The sequence below is a fragment of the Pseudonocardia asaccharolytica DSM 44247 = NBRC 16224 genome (assembly GCF_000423625.1).
Taxonomy (GTDB): Bacteria; Actinomycetota; Actinomycetes; order Mycobacteriales; family Pseudonocardiaceae; genus Pseudonocardia; species Pseudonocardia asaccharolytica.
Map to the genome: position 1 here is coordinate 103,468 of NZ_AUII01000001.1, position 22,528 is coordinate 125,995.

Genomic DNA, 22,528 nt, shown 5'->3' on the forward strand with positions numbered 1-22,528 from the left:
CACAACGCCGTACCGGGGATGATGTGTGGTGATGAGTGACGCGCACACCCCCCGGTCCGTCCTGGTGCTGGGCTCCACCGGGTCGATCGGCACCCAGGCCCTCGACGTCATCGCTCACGCCGGTGGCCGGTTCGCCGTGGCCGGGCTGGCCGCGGGCGGCGGCGACCCGGCCCTGCTCGCCGCGCAGGCTCGCGTCCACGACGTGCGGCGCATCGCCGTCGCCGATCCGGTCGCGGCCGCCGCGCTGCGCGCCGAGCTGACCGGGGTCGAGGTGCTCGACGGCCCCGACGCCGCCGCCGAGCTCACCGCCACCACTCCCGCCGACGTCGTGCTGAACGGCATCACCGGCTCCCGCGGTCTCGGCCCGACGCTGGCCGCACTCAAGACGGGGGCGACCCTCGCGCTCGCGAACAAGGAGTCCCTGGTCGCCGGCGGACGGCTGGTGACGGGCGCGGCCCGGCCCGGGCAGATCGTGCCGGTCGACTCCGAGCACTCGGCGCTCGCGCAGTGCCTGCGCGGCGGGGCCGAGACCGAGGTGGCCCGGCTCGTGCTCACCGCGTCGGGCGGGCCGTTCCGCGGGCGGCGTCGCGGCGACCTGGTACACGTCGGGCTCGACGACGCGCTCAAGCACCCCACCTGGGACATGGGCCCGGTCGTCACCATCAACTCCGCGACGCTGGTCAACAAGGGGCTGGAGGTCATCGAGGCGCACCTGCTGTTCGGGGTGCCCTACGAGCGGATCGACGTCGTCGTGCACCCGCAGTCGATCGTGCACTCGATGGTCACCTTCGTCGACGGCTCGACGATCGCGCAGGCCAGCCCGCCGGATATGCGGCTGCCGATCGCGCTGGCGCTGGGCTGGCCCGACCGGGTCCCCGGCGCCGCGGCGGGGTGCGCCTGGGACACCGCGCAGAGCTGGGCCTTCGAGCCCCTCGACGACGAGGCCTTCCCCGGGGTGCGGCTGGCCCGCGCGGCCGGGACTGTGGGCGGCGGGCTGCCCGCGGTGTTCAACGCGGCCAACGAGGAGGCGGTCGCGGCGTTCGTCGGGAGCGCGCTGCCGTACTTGGGGATCACCGAGGTCGTCGAGCGCACCCTGGGCGCGGCCGACGGCTGGCGGGGCGATCCGGCTACCGTGGCGGATGTGTTGGCCGCTGAGGACTGGGCCCGGGCACGCGCCCGCGAGCTGGCGGGAAGGCTCGGATCGTGAGCTTTCTGATCGGGGTCGTGCTGTTCGCGCTCGGTATCGCGATCTCCATCGCGCTGCACGAGGCCGGGCACCTGCTCACCGCCAAGGCGTTCGGCATGCGGGTACGCCGCTACTTCATCGGCTTCGGGCCGACGATCTTCTCCCTCCGCCGTGGTGAGACCGAGTACGGCCTCAAGGCCATCCCGGCCGGCGGGTTCTGCGATATCGCGGGGATGACCGCGCTGGACGAGGTCACCCCCGAGGAGCGGCCACGGGCCTTCTTCCGCAAGCCGACCTGGCAGCGGGTCGTGGTGCTGTCGGCCGGGTCGGCCATGCACTTCCTCATCGGGATCCTGCTGATCTTCGTGCTCGCGGTGACCTCCGGGCTGCCCAACTCCGAGGATCTCGCGGTGGCCGGCCAGGTCAGCTGCGCGTCGAACCAGGACCCGGCGACCGGGAAGCTCCAGCCGTGCGGCCCGGGGGTGCCCACGCCCGCCGCCGACGCCGGTTTCCAGACCGGCGACCGGATCGTCTCGGTGGCCGACGCGCCCGTGACGACGTGGCTCGACGCCGTCGCCACGATCCAGGCCGCCGACGGGCCGACGCAGATCGTCGTCGAGCGGGACGGCCGCGAGGTGTCGCTGACGGTCGATGTGGCGCCGGTGCAGCGGATCGATGCGCAGACCGGGCAGGTCCGCACGGTCGGTGCCATCGGGCTCGGTCAGCAGTTGATGTTCACCTACGGCCCGCTCGCGGCCGTGCCGGCCACGCTGGACTACACCGGCACGATGTTCGGCAATGTCTGGACCGGCCTCAAGATGTTCCCGGAGAAGATCCCGCGGCTCATCGACGCGATCGGCGGGGGTGCGCGCGACGAGAACACCCCGGTCAGCGTGGTCGGGGCGAGCATCATCGGGGGTGACGCGGCCGAACGAGGGTTGTGGAGCCTCTTCGTCCTGCTGCTCGCGCTGCTGAACTTCTTCGTCGGCGTGTTCAACCTGCTGCCGCTGCTGCCGCTGGACGGCGGGCATATCGCGGTGAACCTCTATGAGCGGGTCCGGGACTGGGCGCGGGCGAGGCTGGGCAAGACGACGATGCCGCCGGTCGACTACACCCGGCTGCTGCCGCTCACCTACGCGGTGATCCTCGTCGGCGGTGCGATCAGTCTGCTCACCCTCACCGCCGACATCGTGAACCCGATCAGGCTGCCGACCGAGTAGTGGCCGTCGATCAGATGCCGGACCAGCCCCGCGACGGGTCCGGAGCAGCAGCGGCGCGAGATGGGGCCCGGGCGCTGGCCGTGTTCGACATCGACGGCGTGCTCGCCGACGTCACCCACCGGCTGCACTTCCTGGACGCCCGTCCGCAGCGCTGGGAACGGTTCTTCGCGGCGGCGGACCGGGACCCGTTGCTGGAGGAGGGCGCCAAGCGGCTGCGTGTCGCGCTGACCGCCCACGACGTCGTCTACCTGACCGGGCGCCCGGAGCGGAACCGCCGGCTCACCGAGCGCTGGCTGGCCCGGCACGGCCTGCCCACCGAACCGCTGTACATGCGCCCGGACGACGACCACCGCCCGGCGCGCATCGTCAAACGGGAGGTGCTGCGCGGGCTCGCCGGCTCCCGCACGGTGGCGTCGGTGATCGACGACGACCCCGCGGTCGTCGCGGTGCTGGAGGCCGAGGGCTGGCCGGTGGAGCTGGCCACCTGGCTGCCGCATTCCTCGACGCTGCGGGACGCGCAGGAACGCGCAGGTCGCACCTGACTGTGGGTGCGTAACAGTGTTAGCACACTGTTACGCACCCACAGTGGAATACTGGGACCGTGAGTGTCTCCCTGGGCATGCCCGCGACCCCCGCACCCACCTTCGCGGCTCGCCGGAAGACCCGGCAGCTACAGGTCGGCCCGGTCGGGGTCGGCAGCGACCACCCCATCTCGATCCAGTCGATGACGACCACCCTGACCGCCGACGTCAACGCCACCTTGCAGCAGATCGCTGAGCTCACCGCGACGGGATGCGACATCGTGCGCGTCGCCTGCCCCAGCCAGGACGACGCCGACGCGCTGCCCGCGATCGCCGCGAAGTCGAAGATCCCGGTCATCGCCGATATCCACTTCCAGCCGAAGTACGTCTTCGCTGCGATCGAGGCGGGCTGCGCGGCGGTCCGGGTGAACCCGGGCAACATCAAGAAGTTCGACGACAAGGTCGCCGAGATCGCGCGGGCCGCCCGCGACCGGGGCACCCCGATCCGGATCGGCGTCAACGCCGGCTCGCTCGACCCGCGGCTGCTCGCCAAGCACGGCAAGGCCACACCGGAGGCGCTGGTGGAGTCGGCGCTGTGGGAGGCGAGCCTGTTCGCCGAGCACGACTTCCACGACATCAAGATCTCGGTCAAGCACCACGACCCGGTCGTGATGGTGCGCGCCTACGAGCTGCTCGCCGAGACCTGCGACTACCCGCTGCACCTCGGCGTCACCGAGGCGGGCCCGGCCTTCCAGGGCACGATCAAGTCCGCGGTCGCGTTCGGGGCACTGCTGTCGAAGGGCATCGGGGACACGATCCGGGTCTCGCTCTCGGCCCCGCCGATCGAGGAGGTCAAGGTCGGCACGCAGATCCTCCAGTCGCTGAACCTCCGCCCGCGCAAGCTCGAGATCGTGTCCTGCCCGTCGTGCGGACGCGCGCAGGTCGACGTGTACAAGCTCGCCGACGAGGTCACCGCGGGCCTGACCGGGATGGAGGTCCCGCTGCGGGTGGCCGTCATGGGCTGCGTCGTCAACGGGCCGGGCGAGGCCCGGGAGGCCGACCTCGGTGTCGCCTCCGGTAACGGCAAGGGCCAGATCTTCGTCAAGGGGAAGGTCATCAAGACGGTGCCGGAGCACGCGATCGTCGAGACGCTGATCGAGGAGGCGCTCAAGATCGCCGAAACGATGGACGCCGAGGGCGAGCCCCGGGTGACCGTCGGATGAGCCGGCGAACCCGCGCGGACAGCACCGTCGGATGAGCGGGTGAACCGCGGCAAGATCGCCCAGGCGCACGTGGGCAGGGCGTCGGCCATATGGCACGGTGAGAAGGTGCTCAGAGTTGCCGGAGCCCGGTTGCTCGACGACCGTGACCGCGGCGGCGTGCGGGCGGCCCTCGAGGCCGATCCCGTCGCCGCGTGCATGGTCGCGGCCCGGGTCGAGGTCGCCGGACTGGATCCCTGGCGCCTCGGCGGCGAGATCTGGGCCGTGGGCTCCCGGCTGGACGGGCTGTGCTTCTCCGGGGCGAACCTCGTCCCGCTGCGCGGCCAGCGTTCCGCGCTGCGCAGCTTCGCGGACCGCGCCCGCCGGCAGGGCCGAAGCTGTTCCTCGCTCGTCGGCCGGGCCGAACTCGTGCTCCCGCTGTGGAACGAGCTCGCCCCGATGTGGGCCCCGGCCCGCGAGGTGCGCCCCGACCAGCCGCTGATGGTGCTCGCCGGGCCACCCGCGGTGACGCCGGATCCGGCGGTGCGGGCCGTGCGCCCCGGGGAGCTCGACCGCTACCTTCCGGCGGCGATCGCCATGTTCACCGAGGAGGTGGGCATCGACCCCCGGGGCAGCGACGGCGGGGCCGGATACCGGTCGCGGGTGGGCGAGCTGGTGTCCGTGGGCCGCGCCTTCGCCCGGTTCGAGGACGGCGAGGTCGTCTTCAAGGCCGAGATCGGGGCACTGTCCTCGCAGGTCGGGCAGATCCAGGGGGTGTGGGTGCACCCGGAGCGGCGAGGCCGGGGGCTGGGAACGGCCGGCACCGCCGCGGTGGCCGAGCGGCTGGCGGCGCTGGGCCGGGTCTCGAGCCTGTACGTGAACGGCTACAACCACGTCGCCAGGGCGGTCTATGAGCGGATCGGCTTCACCCAGATCGGGAGCTTCGCGACGGTTCTGTTCTGATCAGCGCGGTTGCCGGTATCGGCCGACCAGCACGGCGAGGTCGACCACCGACCCGGACATGTCGGCGGCACTGCGCCCGATCAGCGGGGCGCCGCGGGCCACCGGCATCGACCGGAACCGGTCGGTCGCGCCGAGGGCGCGGCCGGCGGCAACGACGGAGGGTCGGCCGCGCTGGTCGCGGAGCGCCGTGACCGAACCCGCTGAGTCCGGAGGCGGAGTTGTCGGACGCGATCGGCATACTCGCGGCTGTGCGCCCGATCGACCCGTCCCGCGGCCCGACCCGCGCCCGCATCGTGGGGGTGGGCGCGGCGCTCCTCATGGTCATGACGGGCTGCGGTCTGCTGCGCGACGACGGCCCACAGACGGCGGCCGAGGCGTTCCTCGCGGCCTGGTCCCGCGGGGACGACGCCGCGGCCGCGCAGCTCACCGACAACCCCGACGCGGCCGGTGCGCTGCTCGCCGAGGTTCGCACGGCGCTCGCCCCGGCGGGGCTCGCCGCCGGGCTCGGACAGGTCCGCACCGCCGCGGAGCAGGCCACTGCCTCGGTCGAGGTGAGCTGGGATCTCGGCGAGGGCCGCCGATGGTCCTATCTCGGCGAGCTGGAGCTGCGCCCGGCGCCCGAGGCCGCGGCCGGCTGGGAGGTGCACTGGGCGTCGACGGTCGTCCATCCGCAGCTCGCCGCGCGGCAGCGGCCGGTGCTGCGCACCGACGCGCCCGAGCCCGCCCCCGTCGTCGACCGGTCCGGGGTGCCGCTGCTCGCGCCTGGGAACGTCGTCAACGTGCTGCTCGATCGACGGGCCGCGGGCGACGAGCTGCCGGCAGTGGCCGGGGCGTTGGCCGGAGCGCTCTCACCGTTCGCTCCGGAGATCACCACGCAGTCGATCATCGACGGCGCGGCACGGGTGCCCGATGGGCAGGCGTACTCCGTCGCGGTGCTGCGCGAGACCGATTTCCAGAGCGTCCGAGCCGCGATCTACGACCTCCCCGGTGTTCGCTTCACCAGGCAGTCGCGGCTGCTGGCCCCGTCGGCCGGGTTCGCCCGGCAGGTGCTGCCCGGGGCCCGCACGGAGGTGGCGGCGCGGGTCGACGGTGTCGCGGGCTGGTCGGTGACGGTGGTCGACGCCGCCGGAGCCACCGTGACGACGCTGGTCGAGCACCCACCGACACCGGGCAGCACCGCGATGCTGAGTCTCGATCGGACGCTGCAGGCGGCCGCGGAGGACGCCGTTGAGCGGCTGCCACAGCAGGCGATGCTGGTCGCCGTGCAGCCCTCCACCGGGGACCTGCTCGCGGTCGCGCAGAACGACCCGGCGGACGCGGCCGGGCCGCTGGCGCTCACCGGTCGCTACCCGCCGGGCTCCACCTTCAAGATCATCACGGCGCTGGCCGCGGTGGCGGAGGACGGGCTCACCGCGGCGACGCCGGTCGCCTGCCCGGCGACGACGGCCATCGACGGTCGCGTGGTGCCCAACCTCGGCCGGTTCGATCTGGGCACCGTGCCACTCGGACGCGCGTTCGCCCGGTCCTGCAACACGACGTTCGCACAGCTCGGGTCGCGACTCGGGGCGGACGCGCTGCCCGCGGCCGCGCGCACGCTCGGGCTGGGCGCGGACTATCGGGTCCCGGCGCTCACGACGATCACCGGGTCGGTCCCGCAGGCGGCCGACCCGGTGCAGCGGGCCGAGAACGGGTTCGGTCAGGGCCAGGTGCTCGCCTCCCCGCTGGGCATGGCGCTGGCCGCGGCCACGGTGGCCCACGGTGCCCCGGTGGTCCCGCAGCTCATCCGGGGACATCCCACCGAGGTGCTCGCGGCGCCCGCCGGGCCCGATCCGGTGGCACTGCAGCAGGTGCGATCGATGATGCGCCAGGTCGTCACCGAGGGCACCGCGACGCGGCTGGCCGGGCTGGGGGAGGTTCACGGCAAGACCGGCACCGCGGAGGTCACGAACGACGGCCGCCATTCGCACGGCTGGTTCGTCGGGTACCGCGGCGACGTCGCCTTCGCGGTCCTGGTGGTGGACGCGGGGTCGTCCGAGCCCGCGGTCGGGGTGGCGGAGCGGTTCCTCGGCGCGACCGCGTGACGAGAAGCTACGCTGATCGAGTGGTTCACGGACAGCACAGCCGGATTCCGGCGCTCGCCCTGGTGGCCGACGCCGTTGCCGTCGTGGTGTTCGCGGCGCTGGGGCGGCTCAGCCACGATGAGCCGGGCGACCTGGTCGGCCTGCTCGGCACCGCCGCGCCGTTCCTGGTCGGCCTTGCCGCGGCATGGGCCACGCCGTGGGTGCGCGCCCGCCCGCTCGACCTGAGATCGGGCGGCCTGGCGCTGGCCGGCACCGCGGTGCTCGGCCTGCTGCTGCGCGCCGCCTTCACCGGGCGGCTACCGGCCAGCTTCGCGATCGTCGCCAGCGTGTCACTGGCGGTGCTGTTCCTCGGCTGGCGCGCGATCGCGCTGCTCGTGTCCCGCCGCCGCGACCGCGAGATGCGCTGAGCGGAGCCGGCGGAGCGAACGATCAGCGCCCAGCGGCACGGGTGGCGACCCGCGGCACGAGACGGCGCGGGCGACCGAGCACGTAAGGTGGAACCATGCCCGTTCGTTCCCTGCTGACCCCCGGTACGCAGTCGCCGCCTCGCGCGGTTCCGGCACATATCCCGCGGCCGGAGTACGTCGGCAAGGATGCGCCGTCCCTGAGCACCGACCCGTGGGTGCAGACGCCGGAGATCATCGAGGCGATGCGGCGGGCGGGCCGGATCGCGGCGCAGGCGCTGCGGGCGGGCGGCGCCGCGGTGACCCCGGGCGTCACCACCGACGAGATCGACCGCGTGGTGCACGAGTTTCTCATCGACCACGACGCCTACCCGTCGACGCTGGGCTACCGCGGCTACCCCAAATCGTGCTGCACCAGCCTGAACGAGGTCATCTGCCACGGGATCCCGGACTCGACCGTGATCCAGGACGGGGACATCGTCAACATCGACGTCACGGCCTATATCGGCGGGGTGCACGGCGACACGAACGCCACCTTCCTCGCCGGGGCGGTGTCCGAGGAGGACCGGCTGCTCGTCGAGCGGACCCGCGAGGCGACCATGCGGGCGATCAGGGCGGTGCGGCCGGGGCGCGAGCTCAACGTCGTGGGACGCGTGATCGAGTCCTACGCCCGTCGGTTCGGCTACGGCGTCGTCCGCGACTTCACCGGCCACGGCATCGGCCGCTCGTTCCACAGCGGTCTGGTCGTGCTGCACTACGACCAGCCCGATGTGCACACGGTCCTCGAGCCGGGCATGACGTTCACCATCGAGCCGATGATCACGCTCGGCACCGTCGACTACGACATCTGGGACGACGGATGGACCGTCGTCACCAAGGACCGGCAGCGGACCGCGCAGTTCGAGCACACCGTCCTGGTGACCGCGGACGGGGCGGAGATCCTCACCCAGCTCTGACCGCCAGACCGTCGGGCGCCTGCCGGCGCATGGCCTCGCAGATCCGCCGGTCCTCGGGTTCGATCCCGAGCTCGCCCAGCAGGAAGCCGCGGGCCAGCGAACTCCATTCGGCCGGCCGCCGCACCATGGCGTGGCCGTCGCCCGGCACCTCGAAGCGGCAGGTGCGCTCGGTGACCTGTTTGGCGCGCAGGGCATAGGCGTAGGACTCGCGCGGGTCGGTCCAGCGTTCCTGGTCGCCGTGGGCGATGAGCACGCTGCGCTCGGCGAGCTGTTCGACCGGGTCGCTCCCGTCGAGCCATGGCGCCAGCGCGCACACCGCGACGACGTTCGACGCGCCGGCCGCCCGGAGCGCGGCCCGCCCACCCATCGAGTGGCCCAGCAGCGCGGTGGGTGCGCCGGGGTGCCGGCGCCCGATCTCGCCCAGCGCCCACCGGGCGTCGAGCAGGGCGTCCATGGCCGGCGCGTTCCAGCCGCGGTACCGGTAGCGGAGCACGTACACGGTGAGGCCGGCATTGCCCAGCATCAGCGCGAAGGGGAGCATGCGCAGGTAGGCGAGCCGCCTGCGGCGTCCGGCAGGTTCGTGGCTGACGGCCCGGCCCCCATGCAACACGAGGACGACGGATTCCGGGCAGGCGGGTCCGCCGCGAACCCGTTCGAGACGCGGTTGCGGGGTGGGGGAAAGATCAAAAGCGCCGAGCCTCACGGGGCGATGCTTGACCGCGGCAGGCTGCCGAAACGGGCGGTGGGAGCGAACTCACACCGTCGGGCCGCGCGCGGTGGGGCACGATCCGCGACGACCATGACGACATCACCTCCCGCCCCGGGTGGTGGGCGAGGAGGACGATGATGACCGGACCCAGGCCGGGCCGGGTGTTGACCATGCGTGAGATGGTGTCGCTGACGCTGCGGCGGCGCCGCCGCGGGGCGGGCTTCTGGTTCGGCCTCGCCATCGAGCTGCTCTGGCCGTTCGTGATGGCCGGGATCCGGATCGGCTGGCGCGGCGGCGAGCATGTGCCGCGCACCGGCGGCGCGCTGCTGGCCATCAACCACGTCTCGTTCGCCGACCCGATCTTCGACACGGCGTTCGTCCTCTCGCACGGCCGGATCCCCCGCTATCTGGCCAAGTCGGAGCTGTGGTCGACGCCGGTGGTGCGGTCGGTGCTCGACGGCGGTGGGCACATTCCGGTCCACCGGGGCTCGGTACGCGCCGGGGACGCCTACCGTGGCGCGATCGAGGCGCTCCGCCGCGGCGAGCTGGTGGTGTTCTACCCGGAGGCCACCTACACCCGTGACCCCGGGGGCTGGCCGATGAAGGCCATGAACGGGATCGCCCGGATCGCACTGGTGACCGGTGTCCCGGTGATCCCCGTGGCGAACTGGGGAACCCAGGATGTGCTGCCGCCCGGGAGCCGCAAGCCGCGGCTGTGGCCCCGGCGCCGGGTGACGGTGGTGGCCGGGCCGCCGGTCGACCTCTCCGAGTTCGCGGGAAAGTCGCGCACCCGCACCAATCTCGACCGGGCCACGGCCACGATCATGGCCGAGATCACCGCACTGGTGGCGCAGGTCCGCGGTGAGCAACCGCCCGCGGACGGCGTCCCCGGAACCGATCCGCCACCGGACGCTGCGGCCGGTCCGGCTCCGCGACAGGGCCATGACACGGACCTGCAGCGGGAGCGCCCGGCCAGCTGAGCCCGGCCCCCGCCGTGATCGCCGGAACCGGGACGTACGCCGCGTGGGTGCGGCCATTGTCCCGGTTCCGGCGATCACGAAGGCCGGTTTGGCCGTTCGGGCCCGGCGGCGGTGCCCGTCGTCGATCCTGGCGCGGTGCGACTGGAACATCTCGTCGAACGGCAGGCCGGGGTTCTCACCCTGGCGCAGGCCCTCGCCTGCGGGATGTCCGCCGATACCGTGCAGCGGCGGGTGCGCGACGGCCTGTGGACCCGGCTGCATCCCCGGGCCCATCTCGTCGGCGGGCACCGGCTGACGGACGAGGCGCGGGTGTGGGCGGCGTGGCTGTGGACGGGCGTTCTGCCGCAACGTCGGCCGCGCCGGGTTCGCCGCCGCGGGTCGGCTGGAACGTCGACATCGAGCGGTTTCGCCGCGACCGGCATGGGCGACGCGCTGGTCCGTGGAGGATGGGTGCTGATGCGGTTCACCTGGCACGACCTGGCGAACGAACCGGCCAGGGTGCTCGCCGCGATCCGGCCCGCCAGCCGCATCGCCTCGATGATCTCCGAAAACGGGGCCTCCGCCGCACGGGTGCGGCGGAGGCCCCGTTCCTGGCGATCTTCAACGATCAGCCGGTCTTGGTCAGCCGCTCCAGCCTGCGCGTGGTGGGCCAGCGCACCGAATGCGCCCAGCCCAGCTTCTCGAAGATCCAGATGATCCGGGCGGAGATGTCGATCTGGCCGCGCTGCACGCCGTGCCGGGCGCACGTCGGGTCGGCGTGGTGCAGGTTGTGCCACGACTCGCCGAACGACGCGATCGCCAGCGGCCAGAAGTTGGTGGAGCGGTCGCGCGCGGCGAACGGCTGGTCGCCCCACATGTGGCAGATCGAGTTGATCGACCAGGTGATGTGGTGCAGCAGCCCCACGCGGACCAGCCCGGCCCAGAAGAACGCCGTCACCGCGCCCCACCATGACCACGTCAACAGGCCGCCGAGCAGGGCCGGGACCAGCAGGGTCGCGGCGCTCCACAGGATGAACAGGGCGTCGATGCGACGGATGTCCTTATCGGCCAACAGATCGGGGGTGTAGCGCTGCGCGTTGGTCATGTTGCGGTTGAACAGCCAGCCCGTGTGGGAGTGCCAGAAGCCCTTGAGCAGGGCGGCGGGGCCGGTGCCGAACAGCCACGGCGAGTGCGGGTCGCCCTCCTTGTCGGAGAACGCGTGGTGCCGGCGATGGTCGGCGACCCAGACGTGCACCGGGCCCTGCATCGCGAGGCTGCCGGCGATCGCCAGCACGATCCGCAGCGGCCGGCGGGTCTTGAACGAGCCGTGCGTGAAGTAGCGATGGTACCCGATGGTGATGCCCAGGCCACTGACCACGTAGAACACCGCGGCGATCGCGATATCCGTCCAGCCGAGGCCCCAGCCCCAGGCGAACGGAACGGCGGCGATGAGCGCCAGCAGCGGGACGAGGACGAAGACATAGACGCCGACCTGTTGCGGCAGCCCGCGGGTCCCGTCGAGGATGGGTTTCGGCCCGGATGTCTCTGGATCCCTGGACCGGATCGGGCTGTCGGCAACGGTCATTGGCGAGCACCTCGTGGATTGGGTCGGAAGCAGAGCCGGGTGCGTGAGTGGGGATACCCCGGTAAGGCGAACCTACATCACGAGGAGATATCGGTCTCGAGTCCGAGCAGTGCGTTCTCCACCACCTCGGGCAGCGCGGGATGGATCCAGTACTGCCCGGTGGCCATCTCGCGCGCACCCAGCCCGAACGTCATGGCCTGGATGAGCGGCTGGATCAGGGTGGACGCCTGCGGCCCGAGCAGGTGCGCGCCCAGGAGCCGGCCCCCGCGGCGTTCGGCGATGATCTTGCAGAGGCCGGTGGTGTCCTCCATGGCCCAGCCGTAGGCGACGTCCCCGAAGGCCTGCACCTTCACGGTGTAGTCGAGGCCTTCGGCCCGGCACTGCGCCTCGGTGCGTCCGACCGTGGCGATCTGCGGATCGGTGAACACCGCGCAGGGGACGAACCGATGGTCGGTCTCGCGGGGAGCATCGGGATGGGTCAGGTTGTGCGCAACGACCCGCGCCTCATGGTTGGCGACGTGTTTGAGCTGGTACGGCGAGCTGATGTCGCCGAAGGCCCACACCCCCTCGACCGGGGTGCGCTGCTGGGCGTCGACGACGATCCGGCCGTCCGGGTGCACCGGGATGTCCGCCGCGGGCAGGTCGAGGCGGTCGCTGTTGGGGATCCGGCCGGTCGCGACGAGCACGGTGTCCCCGCCCAGCTCGGTGCCGTCGGTGAGCCGCACGGTGATATCGCCCGCGACGCCGCTCAGCCCGGTCACCGGGTTGCCAAGGTGCACGTCCCAGCGCTGCGCGGCCAGCTCGGTGAACCGCCGGGAGAGAGTCTCGTCCAGGCCGCGCAGCAGCACGCCGCTACGAGCGACGAGCGAGACCCGGCTGCCCAGCGCGGAGAACACGTGCGCGAACTCCGTGGCGATGTAGCCGCTGCCCAAGATGATCAGCCGTTCGGGCACCGCGTCCAGCCGCATGATCGTGTCGGAGGTCTCGTACGGCACGCCCGACGCCGTCACCTCGGCCGGCACGTCCGGGCGGCCGCCCGCGGCGATCACGATCCGGTCGGCGCTCAGCTCGTCGACGCCGCTGCCGTCGGAGCGTTCCACCCGCAGCGTCTTCGGGCCGCTGAACCGGGCGTGCCCCAGATAGACCGTCACGTTGGGACAGCGCTCGGCCCGATACTCCCGCCCGGCCGCCGCGATCGGATCGATCCGGTCGAAGACCCGGTCCCGGATCTGGGTCCAGCGCACCTTGTCGACCGTCGCGTCGATGCCGTAGCGACCCGATCGCCGGATGGTCTCGGCGACATCGGCCGCGTAGACGTACATCTTGGTCGGGATGCAGCCGACGTTGAGACAGGTGCCGCCGAAGGTGCCGTGCTCGATGATCGCGACGTCGAGATCGTCGAACCGGCTGTCGATCACCGAGTTGCCGGAGCCGGTGCCGATGATGACGAGATCGTGATGACGCACACCAGGAAGGCTCACACCGGCAAGGCTACGACGGGCGCCGGGTGGCGGCGCCCGCGCCACCCCCCGGTGTGATCTGGTAGGCATTCCTAATGTCCGGCCAAACGATGAGCGCGACGGTCCGCCGGTCCTGGGCCGCGGACCTGGACCCGGAGACCCTCTACGAGCTGCTGCGGCTGCGCGTCGACGTGTTCGTCGTCGAGCAGGCCTGCGCCTACGGCGAGCTCGACGGCCGGGATCTCGAGCCGAGGGCACGGCACTATTGGCTCTCCGGCCATGGGCAGTCCGCACCCGTGCTCGGCTGCGTCCGGCTGCTCAAGGAACCCGATGGCGGCTATCGGATCGGGCGGCTGTGCACCGCCCGGGACGTCCGCGGGCGCGGGCTGGGCCGCCGGCTGCTGCAGGCCGTCCTCGCGGAGGTCGGCGACCGTGCCTGCGTGCTCGACGCTCAGGAACATCTCGCGGGCTTCTACCGCGGCTTCGGCTTCGAGCCGACCGGGCCTGCCTACGACTGGGCGGGCGTCGCGCACCTCCCGATGCGCAGGCCCGGTCGCTGATTCCCTCGACGCCGTCGCGCGATCCGCCCGATCGTGCGGCGTCGCCGGGCGTCGTGCGAGATACTTCGCGGCGAACGGCGACGAAACACGAGAGGAGTCGCGATGAGCGACGACCGGAGCCGTCCGGCGAACGCGGGACCGGTGCGGCCCGGCAATGTGGGCCAGGCCGACCCGACGGCTGATCCCGCCACGGATCCGTCGCTGCCCAGGGTGGTTCGTCCCAATCCGGCGGACGAGCCGACGGTGCCCGTCCCGGCCGAGCCCCCACCGCGGACGGGCGAAAGCGCGCCGGCGGCGAAGCCGCGGCGGACCCGGGTCAGCGGGATGTGGGTCGGGCTGATCCTGTCCGCGCTGGTCCTGCTGTTCCTGTTGATCTTCATTCTGCAGAACCTCGGCCCGATCCAGATCAACTTCCTGGGCGCGTCGGGCACCCTGCCGACCGGCGTGGCGCTGCTGCTGGCGGCGATCGCCGGCGTGCTCCTGGTGGCGATCCCGGGCACCGGCCGGATCGTGCAACTCCGCCGCGCGGCTCGCCGGGCCGGTCCGGGGCAGGTGCGCTGATGCTGCACATCGGCGGGACGCCGCTGCCGGTCATCGGCCGGGCACGGATGTACATCTGCGGGATCACCCCCTACGACACGACCCATCTCGGGCACGCGGCGACGTTCGTGTGGTCCGACGTCGCGGTGCGGGTGCTGCGCCACCTCGGGGTCGAGGTCGACGTCTGCCGCAACGTCACCGACGTCGACGACGTGCTGGAGGCGGCCGCCGCCCGCGCCGGTGCCCGGTTCGACAGCTACGCGGCCGTTCAGCAGTTCCGGTTCGATCGCGATATGGCCGCGCTCGGGGTGCGCAGGCCGACCCATGAGCCGCGAGCGCATGTGCACATCCCGCAGGTCATCACGCTGGCCGCGGCGCTGCTGGAGAACGGCGCGGCCTATCTGCGCGACGGGACGGTCTGGTTCCGCGGGGCAGGAGTGCCCGAGCGCGCGGGGCTGGACCCCGACACCGCCCGCGAACTGGCCGCCGAGTTCGGCGACACCGAGGGTCCGGACGGGCGCGAGCACCCTGCCGACGTCGTGCTCTGGCGTGCCGCAGTGCCCGGTGAACCCGCATGGCCCAGCCCGTGGGGCGAGGGGCGTCCCGGCTGGCACGCCGAATGCGCCGCCATGTCGCTGACGACGTTCGGACCTGCGCTGGACCTGCATGCCGGCGGGGCCGACCTGCGGTTCCCGCACCACGCGTACGAGTCGGCGATGGCCGAGGCGGTCACCGGCGTGCGGCCGTTCGCCCGGGCCTGGCTGCACGTCGGGACGGTACTGGTCGACGGGCAGAAGATGGCGAAGTCGGCGGGCAATCTCGTGCTCGTCTCCGAGGTTCTGGAGAGCGTGCCCGCGGCCGCGCTGCGGCTGCTGCTGGTGGACCGGCCATGGGCGCAGGCCTGGGACTACCGGCCCGAGGACCTCGACGCGGCCGGCACCCGGCTGGAGCGGCTGTATGCCGCGGCGGCGCGGGGCGCCGAGGACGATGCCGCCGTCGCCGCCGTCGACGCCGCGTTCCAGAACGACCTCGACGTGCCGCGGGCGCTCGGGGTGGCCGAGGAGGCGGGCGGCGCCGCCGCGCGGGTAGCGCTGACGGTGCTGGGTCTGGGCGGCTGACCGGGCTCAGGCCGCGGCGCTGCGCCCGCGGCGCCCACCCTCGGCGGTTCGCCGACGCCGCCCGCCGCCCGCGTCGGTGCGGTTCCGGCCGCCACCGCGGCGGCCGCCACCGCGCGGGTTCTGCTGCGGACGCTCGGGCTCGGGGACCGGAAGGCCCTGCGGCGCACGCGCCCCGGTGATCCGGGTGAGGGCGGCATCGCCGGGGGACACCTCGGTGAGGGTGGGGCGCACCCCCGCCTGCCGGGTCAGCTGTTCGACGTCGCGGCGCTCGGCCGGGGTCACCAGCGTGACGACGGTGCCGGACTCGCCGCCGCGGGCGGTCCGCCCGGCGCGGTGCAGGTAGTCCTTGGGGTCGGCGGGCGGATCGACGTGCACCACGAGGCTCACGTCGTCGACGTGGATACCGCGGGCGGCGACGTCGGTCGCGACCAGCACCGGGCTGCGTCCGTCCCGGAACTCGGCGATCGCTCGGTTGCGGGCGTTCTGCGCCTTGCCGCCGTGCAGCGCCGCGGCGGCGACACCCTCCCGGCGCAGGTTGCGCACCAGCCGGTCGACGCCGTACTTGGTGCGCACGAACAGGATCGTGCGGCCGTCGCGGGCGGCCACCTCGGTGACGACGCGCGGCTTGACCGCGCCGTCGACGAGCAGCACGTGGTGGTCCATGGTTGCGACCGGCGCCGCGGCGGGTGCGACGGCGCGGGTCACCGGATCGTGCAGGTAGCGGTCGACGAGGGCGGCCACGTCGCCGTCGAGGGTCGCGGAGAACAGCAGTCGCTGCCCGTCGGCGGGGGTGAGGTCGAGGATCGCGCGGACCTGGGGAAGGAAGCCCATATCGGCCATCCGGTCGGCCTCGTCGATCGCGGTGATCTCGATTCCCGAGAGGTCGCAGGTGCGCTGGGTCGTGTGGTCGGTGAGCCTGCCCGGTGTGGCGACGAGCAGGTCGACCCCGCGCTGGAGCACGGCGACCTGCCGGTTGAACGACACGCCGCCGACCACCGCGGCGATCGTCAGGTTCAGCGCGCGGGCGAACGGGGTCAGCGCGTCGACGACCTGCTGGGCGAGCTCGCGGGTCGGCACCAGGACCAGACCGCGCGGGCGGCGCGGCTGGGCCCGGCCACCGCCGAGCCGCGACAACAGCGCCAACCCGAAGGCCAGCGTCTTGCCCGAGCCGGTCTGGCCGCGGCCGAGCAGGTCGCGGCCGCGAAGGGTCTCGGGCAGCGTCGCGGCCTGGATCGGGAAGGGCTCGGCGAAACCCTCCGCGTCCAGCGCGCGCACCACCGGCCGGGGCAACCCGAGCTCGGTGAAGGAGGGCATGCCCGCCTCGGGAGCGGTCCACAGGACCTCGGGCGGCATCGCATTGCGCGGGCTCGCCGACCGGGCGGAGCGGTCGGTGGCGCGGGATCTGCCGCCGCCGCGGCGGGGGCCGGTGCGCCGGCCACGGCGGGTTGAGCCTGACGGCTGGGATGGCGCAGACGGGAATTCCACAGCGGACCTCCGGGGACGTGGCACGTCTCGCGGAGTAGCCGCACGATGCGCGAGCGGATGATCACGGCGACGAGCCCGGGCGCGACACCGCGCCCTGGTGGTGAAGCTTCGGACGCGCTCGGCGACGTCGCGACGGGGGATCGGTCGCCGGGCCGGGCGCTAGATCAGCCTACCGGAACGCCCGGCCCGGCCATGGCCCTACCGCTGAGCTGCGGCTCCGCCCATCCAGAGCTCGATCCGCAGCACGTCGAGCAGCTCCTCGCCCGCCGTCCGCGGCAGCCCGCGCGCGGCGAACCACTCCGCGACCCGCCGGACGTCGCGTTCGAGGAACGCCGGGCCCTGCGGGTTTCCGATGACGTCGACGACCTGCGGCAGGTCGATCAGGACCAGCCGGGCGTTGTGGACGAGCAGGTTGTAGGCCGAAAGGTCGCCGTGGTGAGGCCGTGGCGGGCCAGCCCGAGGAGCGCCTCCACGAGCTGGTCCCACAGCTCGGTGAGCTCGGTGAGCTCGGCGGCATCCGGGCGCAGCTGGGCGAGTCGCGGCGCGGCGCCGCCGTCGTGGCCGCCGATGAACTCCAGCAGCAGCTCGGTGCTCTCCAGTTGCACCGGATAGGGGACGGGCAGTCCTGCCGTCCACAGCCTGGCGAGCGCGTCGAACTCGGCGCGCGCCCATTGCGCGCGAGCAGTTCGCGACCGTATGCGGTACGGGTGGCCATCGCCCGGGTCTCGCGGGAACGGCGGACCCGGCGGCCCTCCAGATAGCCCGCGTCGCGGTGGAACATGCGGTGCTCGGCGCCGCGGTAACGCTTGGCGGCGAGCAGGGTGGCGCGCCCGGTCCCGGGCACCGCGCGTTCCAGGAGGTGGACGTCGGCCTCCTTGCCGGCCTTGAGGATGCCGAGCTCGGTGTCGACCGCGGCGTTCTCGGTCACCACCCAGGCCGGTCGCGGCGCCGGGCCGTGCTTCGCGCCGTCCCATGTGGACCATCGATCGCCGGTGGGCGGGCCGTCGTCGGTGCCGCTGCGGCCGTCGAGCTCGGGTGGCGCGGGGCGGTCGCGGCGCCGGGTGCGGGGCGGGTCGTCGTCGAGGCGGCGCCTGCGCCTGCGCCCCGGGGTGGGGTCCGGAATATCGCTGAAGTCGTCGAGGAAATCGTGCGAGCGCACTGGTGGGGTTTCTCCTGGATGAGGCGCCCCACCGGAAACGTCAGCCGGCCGGGGCGGGTGGACGGGGGCGGGCAACGTCCCGGGCGGCGGTCACCACTGGGTCATCTCCTCCCATCCGGACGCTCAGCGGGTCGGTGTGCACGATGCCGGACGCCCGCGACGGCGGGCAACGGATTTATCGGTCAGTTCGCGGTGAACTCCACACAGCAGCACCCGGGCCTCGGCACGAGCTCGGCGGTGACGGTCGTGGCCTCGAGTCCCTCCAGGAGCCCGGAGAGCAACGCGTGGTTGATCGCGCAGACCAGCTGCGGGGCGTCGCCGGCCAGCGGCTGGAACGGGCAGTTGCGCAGGCTCAGCTGGGACGGCCCGTCCCGGTGGGGCTCGAACCCGTACTCCGCGAGCACCCCCGCGGCCAGCCCGAGGGCGCGTTCGGCGCCGAGCCTGCCCGGCCGCAGCCGCTCCCGTTCGGCGGCCCCCAGCGCCACACCGCGCCGGTGCGCGGCGGCCAGCGCGGCTTCGCGCACCGTGGTCCCTTCGCGGCCCTCGGCGAGCACGGCGTCGAGCAGGATCGCGGCGAGCAGGTCGTGGTGGCGGCCCGGAATGGTGATCCGGACGTCGACCTCGGCAGGTTCGTAGACCTTGGGTGTGCGGCCGACCTTGCGGATCCCGCCGACCGGTTCGAACCTGGCCCGCAGCAGGCCGACCTCGACCAGCTTGTCGAGATGGAACGCGGCCAGCTTGCGGGAGATGCCGGCGCTGGCCGCGGCCTCCTCCCGGCTCACCGGCCGCCCGGCGCGCCGTACGAAGTCGTGCAGCCGCCGTCGCGACTCGTCGCTGAGCGCGGCCACGGCCGCCACAGCCGCGAGGGGGAGCGGGGATCCGGCCACGACTGAGTCCATTGCCCCACAGTAACGCCTATCGAGAGATGCGAAAGAGAGATCTACCCAGCTCTTGACCCCGACAGATTAATAGGACCAAACTTTGCTGGTGTAATTCCGCGGAGGTCGGGAGAGTCTCATGACGAGCGAGCTTCAGCAGCAGGCCAAGGAACCGGTGAGCGCGGCCATGGCCGGCCCCTACGGACATCCGCTGCACCCGATGCTGGTGACGGTCCCGATCGGTGCGTGGGTGGCCAGTCTGGTCTTCGACGTGGCCTCCTATCTCGTCGGCGACCCGGCGTTCCTGGTCAAGGGCTCGCTCTGGTTGATCGCGGTGGGCGTGCTCGGGGCGCTGGCTGCGGCGCTGGTCGGCTTCCTCGACCTGTTCGCCGTGCCCACCGGCACCCCCGCCCACCGCACCGCGCTGGTGCATATGGCGCTGGTTCTGGCCGTGACCGCGGGATACGTCGTCGGCTTCCTGTGGCGGCGAGGCACGGTCGAAGCCGCGGGCCCGGTGGGTCTTGGGCCGCTGCTGCTGTCGGTGGGCTGCCTGCTCGCGCTGGCCGTCGCCGGATTCCTGGGCGGCAAGCTGGCCTTCCGCTACGGCGTGCGGGTCGCCGACGAGGCGACCCAGGCCGAGGGCTACCGGCGCCCCGCGGAGCCGACGGCGCCCGCGCAGGACCGGTCCACCGTCTCGCCGTGATCTCGGGGCCGGACGGCGGGCCCCGGTTGTTGTCGTCGAAAGGAGCGAGGTCATGAGTTCGCTGGGTCTCATCGGACTGATCCTGTGGATCATCACCGCCCTGGGCGGTTTCGTCATGCTCGGCCGCTGGATCTCCCGCGGCGGCCTGCGCCAGCAGCGCTCGGGGGTGACCAGGTTCCCGGCCGGGGCCGTGTTCTCGCACTTCGCGCTGGCCGCGGCCGGGCTGGTGCTGTGGATCATCTACCTGGTCCTCGACGCCCAGGTGCTCACCTGGGTGTCGCTGGCCGTGCTGGTCGTGGTGGCCGGGATCGGCTTCGGCCTGTTCTCCCGCTGGCTGCCGGTGTACCGGGGCCGCGCGGTGGCGGCCACCGGCGGTCCGGGCGCGGCCGGCGCCACGGCGGCGTCCGCGGAGCCTGCCGAACGGCATCTGCCGGTGCCCGTCGTCCTCGCCCACGGTCTGTTCGGAGCGGCGACCCTGGTCGTCGTGCTGCTGGTCGCGCTCGGCGTCGGCGGAAGCTGAGGGCTCAGGCCGGCACGACGATCGACAACTCGGTGCTCGCCGGGCACTCCACCCGCATCCCGGCCCGGCGAGCGATGGTCGCCACCGCGGCGGCATCGGCAGGTTCGGCGCGGCTGCTGGCCAGCAGCCGCGCCAGCCTGCCCTTGTGCGTCTTGTTGTGGTGACTGACGACGCGCCGTGAGCCGTCGGGTCGTTCGGCGAGCACGGTCACGGTGACCGCGCCGGGCAGCCTGCCCAGCGCCGCATAGGAGCCCGACCGCAGGTCGACCACGAGCCCGGCGTCCGCGAGCGTGGCCAGCACGGATTCGAGCAGCGGCCGCCAGCGGGCGGCCAGCGCCGGCCTGCCGGGCAGCGCCGAGCCCGCGGAGAGGCGGTAGGCCGGAACCGGATCGGTCGCGCGGATCAGCCCGAACAGCGCCGAGCCGATCGCCAGCCGGCCGGCGGCCCGCGCCGCGGCCGCGCCGCGCAGCGAGGCCACGTCGAGGGCGTCGTAGAGCACCCCGGTATAGCGGTGCCACGCCGGCAGCGTCGGCGCCGACCAGAGCGCGACGTTGTGCGCGATCTCGGCGTCCTGCCGGGGTGAGAGACCCAGCGCGGCCCGGCTCGCCAGGACGTCCCCGGCCAGCTCGACGAGCTCGTCGACGAGCTGCTTGCGGAGCGGGTCGAGCTCGGCGAACGAGAGCGTGCCCAGATACAGCGGCGGCCCGTCGCCGCCGCCGCGTTTGGTCTCCGACGGCGGAAGCAGCACGAGCATCCCGTCACGCTAGCCCGCCAGGGTGACGAGCCGAATCCGGCCGGGGTGTCGGCCGGGGTGTGATTGTGCCCCCGACACCCCCCGGGATACGGTCGGCCGATGATCTGCCTCGTGGCGCGCCGGCATGTCGACACCATGCGGGTGACGAGCGCGGCCTGTCCGGGCCGCTGACTCGTCGCGCCGCTGTCCGCCGCGCCCACGCGGGCACCGTGGCGGGGCGTACCCGTCGGCCCGGCCCGCCGACGTCCACCGTGGCCCATCAGCGAGCGGATCCGAAGGAGTGCTGTGACCGAGTCCTACCCTGCCCACACCGGCGACGCCCGCAGCGAGGACGGCACGACCGGCCTCGACGCGCGGCCGCGCGCCACCGAGGACCGGTGAGGGATCGCTTGAGCACGGACATCCTCGTCCACCCTCCCGCGAGCGGCGGCTGGCGGGAGGGCGACCATCCGGGCCGGCGGCAATGGATCACGCTCGGGGCGCCGTTGCCGCTGGAGGCAGGCGGCGAGCTGCCCGGCGTCCGGATCGCCTACGAGACCTGGGGGACCCTGCGCGTCGACCAGCACGGCGCCTCCAACGCCGTGCTCGTGCTGCACGCCCTCACCGGCGACAGCCACGTGGCAGGTCCGGCGGGCCCGGGGCATCCCACGCCGGGCTGGTGGGACGCGTTGATCCGGCCGGGTGGCGCGCTGGACCCGCAGCGGTGGTTCGTCGTCGCGCCCAACATCGTCGGCGGCTGCCAGGGTTCCACCGGGCCGTCCTCGTCCGCCCCGGACGGGCGGGCGTGGGGCAGCCGATTCCCGCTGGTCACCGTGCGCGACACGGTCGCCGCCGAGACCGCGCTGGCCGATGCGCTGGGGATCGGCCGGTGGGCGTGCGTGGTCGGCGGTTCGATGGGCGGCATGCGCGCCGTGGAGTGGGCGGCCTGCGAACCCGAGCGCGTCGAGCGACTGTTCCTGCTGGCCTGCACCGCGGCCGCGTCGGCCGACCAGATCGGCTGGGCCGCGCCACAGCTAGCCGCCGTTCGCAGCGATCCCGGCTGGTGCGGCGGGGACTACTACGATCTCCCCGCCGGGGCCGGGCCGCACACCGGGCTGGGCATCGCGCGCCGGATGGCGCATCTGAGCTATCGCAGCGGCTACGAGCTCGCCACCCGCTTCGGCCGGTCCGCCCAGGACGGCGAGGACCCGTGGCGCGGCGGCCGCTACGCCGTCGAGTCCTATCTGGACCATCACGCGAGCAAGCTCGTGCGCCGCTTCGACGCGGGCTCCTATGTCCGGCTCACCGAGCTGATGAACGCGCACGACGTCGGCCGCGGGCGCGGCGGAACCGCCGCCGCGCTGCGGCGGATCACCGCGCGCACGCTGGTCGCCGGGGTGAGCTCCGACCGGCTCTATCCACTGGAGCAGCAGGCCGAGCTGGCCGCGGGCATCCCGGACGCCACCGAGCCGCGCGTGATCGACTCGCCGTACGGGCACGACGGCTTCCTCGTCGAGGCGCCGACGGTGGGCGCGCTGCTCGCGGAGCTGCTGGCGAGCTGACCGGCGCCGGCTCGCACCCGGCTCCGA

22 protein-coding genes and 1 pseudogene are annotated in these 22,528 nt (G+C 73.2%); 16 read left to right on the forward strand and 7 right to left on the reverse strand.

Features of this window, described 5'->3' with window-relative positions; genetic code table 11:
- Positions 1-31: 31 nt before the first annotated feature.
- The 8 genes from dxr to map all read left to right on the forward strand — a co-directional run bounded on the left by dxr (position 32) and on the right by map (position 8,530).
- On the forward strand, positions 32-1,207 hold the full coding sequence (gene dxr, locus G567_RS0100520) for a 1-deoxy-D-xylulose-5-phosphate reductoisomerase (protein WP_037055219.1): 1,176 nt from the start codon (positions 32-34) through the stop codon (positions 1,205-1,207).
- Entirely contained in the window at positions 1,201-2,406 is a 1,206-nt protein-coding gene (locus tag G567_RS0100525; protein WP_028928420.1) for a M50 family metallopeptidase, read from the forward strand. Before dxr ends, G567_RS0100525 begins: the two co-directional genes overlap by 7 nt.
- The gene (locus G567_RS0100530; RefSeq protein ID WP_245585483.1) at positions 2,406-2,948 is read left to right on the forward strand and encodes a phosphatase domain-containing protein; all 543 of its coding nucleotides are present in this window, start codon (positions 2,406-2,408) and stop codon (positions 2,946-2,948) included. Before G567_RS0100525 ends, G567_RS0100530 begins: the two co-directional genes overlap by 1 nt.
- 59 nt (positions 2,949-3,007) lie before the next feature.
- Positions 3,008-4,150, forward strand: a complete 1,143-nt coding sequence (gene ispG, locus G567_RS0100535) for a flavodoxin-dependent (E)-4-hydroxy-3-methylbut-2-enyl-diphosphate synthase (RefSeq protein WP_028928422.1) — start codon at positions 3,008-3,010, stop codon at positions 4,148-4,150.
- 105 nt (positions 4,151-4,255) lie between these two features.
- Positions 4,256-5,089, forward strand: coding sequence for a GNAT family N-acetyltransferase (locus tag G567_RS0100540; protein WP_028928423.1), 834 nt, complete (start codon positions 4,256-4,258; stop codon positions 5,087-5,089).
- A 248-nt stretch (positions 5,090-5,337) separates the two neighbouring features.
- On the forward strand, positions 5,338-7,170 hold the full coding sequence (locus tag G567_RS0100550) for a penicillin-binding transpeptidase domain-containing protein (protein ID WP_245585484.1): 1,833 nt from the start codon (positions 5,338-5,340) through the stop codon (positions 7,168-7,170).
- A gap of 20 nt (positions 7,171-7,190) precedes the next feature.
- A complete protein-coding gene (locus G567_RS0100555; protein WP_028928425.1) occupies positions 7,191-7,577 on the forward strand; it encodes a DUF3054 domain-containing protein in 387 nt (128 codons plus the stop codon).
- Between the two features lie 95 nt (positions 7,578-7,672).
- A complete protein-coding gene (gene map / locus G567_RS0100560; protein WP_028928426.1) occupies positions 7,673-8,530 on the forward strand; it encodes a type I methionyl aminopeptidase in 858 nt (285 codons plus the stop codon).
- Here the strand turns inward: map and G567_RS25965 are convergent.
- Positions 8,517-9,233 carry an alpha/beta fold hydrolase gene (locus tag G567_RS25965; RefSeq protein WP_483826397.1) on the reverse strand — a complete coding sequence of 239 codons (717 nt, stop codon included), beginning with the start codon at positions 9,231-9,233 and terminating at the stop codon, positions 8,517-8,519. The genes map and G567_RS25965 overlap by 14 nt on opposite strands.
- Positions 9,234-9,376: 143 nt before the next feature.
- On the opposite strand from G567_RS25965, the gene G567_RS25970 reads away from it, so the two are divergent.
- Together G567_RS25970 and G567_RS36970 are read left to right on the forward strand one after the other, a co-directional pair.
- Positions 9,377-10,219 (forward strand): lysophospholipid acyltransferase family protein, encoded by an 843-nt coding sequence (locus G567_RS25970; RefSeq protein ID WP_147201007.1) that lies wholly within the window; start codon positions 9,377-9,379, stop codon positions 10,217-10,219.
- 135 nt (positions 10,220-10,354) lie between these two features.
- Positions 10,355-10,915, forward strand: a complete 561-nt coding sequence (locus tag G567_RS36970) for a type IV toxin-antitoxin system AbiEi family antitoxin domain-containing protein (protein ID WP_161631648.1) — start codon at positions 10,355-10,357, stop codon at positions 10,913-10,915.
- On the opposite strand, the gene G567_RS0100575 is transcribed toward G567_RS36970, so the two are convergent.
- Together G567_RS0100575 and G567_RS0100580 are read right to left on the reverse strand one after the other, a co-directional pair.
- Positions 10,827-11,783 carry an acyl-CoA desaturase gene (locus tag G567_RS0100575; RefSeq protein WP_051232005.1) on the reverse strand — a complete coding sequence of 319 codons (957 nt, stop codon included), beginning with the start codon at positions 11,781-11,783 and terminating at the stop codon, positions 10,827-10,829. The genes G567_RS36970 and G567_RS0100575 overlap by 89 nt on opposite strands.
- A gap of 77 nt (positions 11,784-11,860) precedes the next feature.
- Complete coding sequence (locus G567_RS0100580; protein WP_028928428.1) at positions 11,861-13,249, reverse strand: mycothione reductase; 1,389 nt, start codon at positions 13,247-13,249, stop codon at positions 11,861-11,863.
- Positions 13,250-13,353: 104 nt separating this feature from the next.
- Between G567_RS0100580 and G567_RS0100585 the strand changes: the two genes are divergently transcribed.
- The 3 genes from G567_RS0100585 to G567_RS0100595 all read left to right on the forward strand — a co-directional run bounded on the left by G567_RS0100585 (position 13,354) and on the right by G567_RS0100595 (position 15,461).
- Positions 13,354-13,803 carry a GNAT family N-acetyltransferase gene (locus G567_RS0100585; protein ID WP_028928429.1) on the forward strand — a complete coding sequence of 150 codons (450 nt, stop codon included), beginning with the start codon at positions 13,354-13,356 and terminating at the stop codon, positions 13,801-13,803.
- A 102-nt stretch (positions 13,804-13,905) separates the two neighbouring features.
- The gene (locus tag G567_RS35805; protein ID WP_084795628.1) at positions 13,906-14,364 is read left to right on the forward strand and encodes a LapA family protein; all 459 of its coding nucleotides are present in this window, start codon (positions 13,906-13,908) and stop codon (positions 14,362-14,364) included.
- The gene (locus G567_RS0100595; RefSeq protein WP_028928431.1) at positions 14,364-15,461 is read left to right on the forward strand and encodes a class I tRNA ligase family protein; all 1,098 of its coding nucleotides are present in this window, start codon (positions 14,364-14,366) and stop codon (positions 15,459-15,461) included. Before G567_RS35805 ends, G567_RS0100595 begins: the two co-directional genes overlap by 1 nt.
- A 6-nt stretch (positions 15,462-15,467) precedes the next feature.
- On the opposite strand, the gene G567_RS0100600 is transcribed toward G567_RS0100595, so the two are convergent.
- The 3 genes and pseudogenes from G567_RS0100600 to G567_RS0100610 form a co-directional block, all read right to left on the reverse strand.
- Positions 15,468-16,814: a DEAD/DEAH box helicase gene (locus tag G567_RS0100600; RefSeq protein ID WP_028928432.1), complete on the reverse strand. Its 1,347-nt coding sequence runs from the start codon at positions 16,812-16,814 to the stop codon at positions 15,468-15,470.
- Between the two features lie 330 nt (positions 16,815-17,144).
- Positions 17,145-18,105 (reverse strand): annotated as a pseudogene (locus G567_RS25980) (serine protein kinase RIO).
- Between the two features lie 182 nt (positions 18,106-18,287).
- Positions 18,288-19,004, reverse strand: coding sequence for a helix-turn-helix transcriptional regulator (locus G567_RS0100610; RefSeq protein ID WP_051232006.1), 717 nt, complete (start codon positions 19,002-19,004; stop codon positions 18,288-18,290).
- A 118-nt stretch (positions 19,005-19,122) separates the two neighbouring features.
- Here G567_RS0100610 and G567_RS0100615 point away from each other — a divergent pair, with 118 nt between their 5' ends.
- Together G567_RS0100615 and G567_RS0100620 are read left to right on the forward strand one after the other, a co-directional pair.
- Positions 19,123-19,686: a DUF2231 domain-containing protein gene (locus tag G567_RS0100615; protein ID WP_028928435.1), complete on the forward strand. Its 564-nt coding sequence runs from the start codon at positions 19,123-19,125 to the stop codon at positions 19,684-19,686.
- A 52-nt stretch (positions 19,687-19,738) separates the two neighbouring features.
- A complete protein-coding gene (locus tag G567_RS0100620; RefSeq protein ID WP_211223805.1) occupies positions 19,739-20,206 on the forward strand; it encodes a hypothetical protein in 468 nt (155 codons plus the stop codon).
- A 4-nt stretch (positions 20,207-20,210) separates the two neighbouring features.
- Here G567_RS0100620 and yaaA read toward each other — a convergent pair whose 3' ends face one another.
- Complete coding sequence (yaaA, locus tag G567_RS0100625) at positions 20,211-20,960, reverse strand: peroxide stress protein YaaA (protein WP_028928437.1); 750 nt, start codon at positions 20,958-20,960, stop codon at positions 20,211-20,213.
- A 389-nt stretch (positions 20,961-21,349) separates the two neighbouring features.
- On the opposite strand from yaaA, the gene metX reads away from it, so the two are divergent.
- Entirely contained in the window at positions 21,350-22,501 is a 1,152-nt protein-coding gene (metX, locus tag G567_RS0100635) for a homoserine O-acetyltransferase MetX (protein ID WP_028928438.1), read from the forward strand.
- Positions 22,502-22,528: the final 27 nt, after the last annotated feature.

Bases quoted from the DNA above. Each gene is read 5' to 3' on its own strand.
- G567_RS35805 (WP_084795628.1), top strand. From the start codon at position 13,906: ATGAGCGACGACCGGAGCCGTCCGGCGAACGCGGGACCGGTGCGGCCC.
- G567_RS0100620 (WP_211223805.1), top strand. From the start codon at position 19,739: ATGAGTTCGCTGGGTCTCATCGGACTGATCCTGTGGATCATCACCGCC.
- G567_RS0100585 (WP_028928429.1), top strand. From the start codon at position 13,354: ATGAGCGCGACGGTCCGCCGGTCCTGGGCCGCGGACCTGGACCCGGAG.
- G567_RS25970 (WP_147201007.1), top strand. From the start codon at position 9,377: ATGACCGGACCCAGGCCGGGCCGGGTGTTGACCATGCGTGAGATGGTG.
- G567_RS0100610 (WP_051232006.1), bottom strand. From the start codon at position 19,004: ATGGACTCAGTCGTGGCCGGATCCCCGCTCCCCCTCGCGGCTGTGGCG.
- dxr (WP_037055219.1), top strand. From the start codon at position 32: ATGAGTGACGCGCACACCCCCCGGTCCGTCCTGGTGCTGGGCTCCACC.
- G567_RS0100600 (WP_028928432.1), bottom strand. From the start codon at position 16,814: ATGCCGCCCGAGGTCCTGTGGACCGCTCCCGAGGCGGGCATGCCCTCC.
- G567_RS0100575 (WP_051232005.1), bottom strand. From the start codon at position 11,783: ATGACCGTTGCCGACAGCCCGATCCGGTCCAGGGATCCAGAGACATCC.
- yaaA (WP_028928437.1), bottom strand. From the start codon at position 20,960: ATGCTCGTGCTGCTTCCGCCGTCGGAGACCAAACGCGGCGGCGGCGAC.
- G567_RS0100615 (WP_028928435.1), top strand. From the start codon at position 19,123: ATGACGAGCGAGCTTCAGCAGCAGGCCAAGGAACCGGTGAGCGCGGCC.
- G567_RS0100595 (WP_028928431.1), top strand. From the start codon at position 14,364: ATGCTGCACATCGGCGGGACGCCGCTGCCGGTCATCGGCCGGGCACGG.
- map (WP_028928426.1), top strand. From the start codon at position 7,673: ATGCCCGTTCGTTCCCTGCTGACCCCCGGTACGCAGTCGCCGCCTCGC.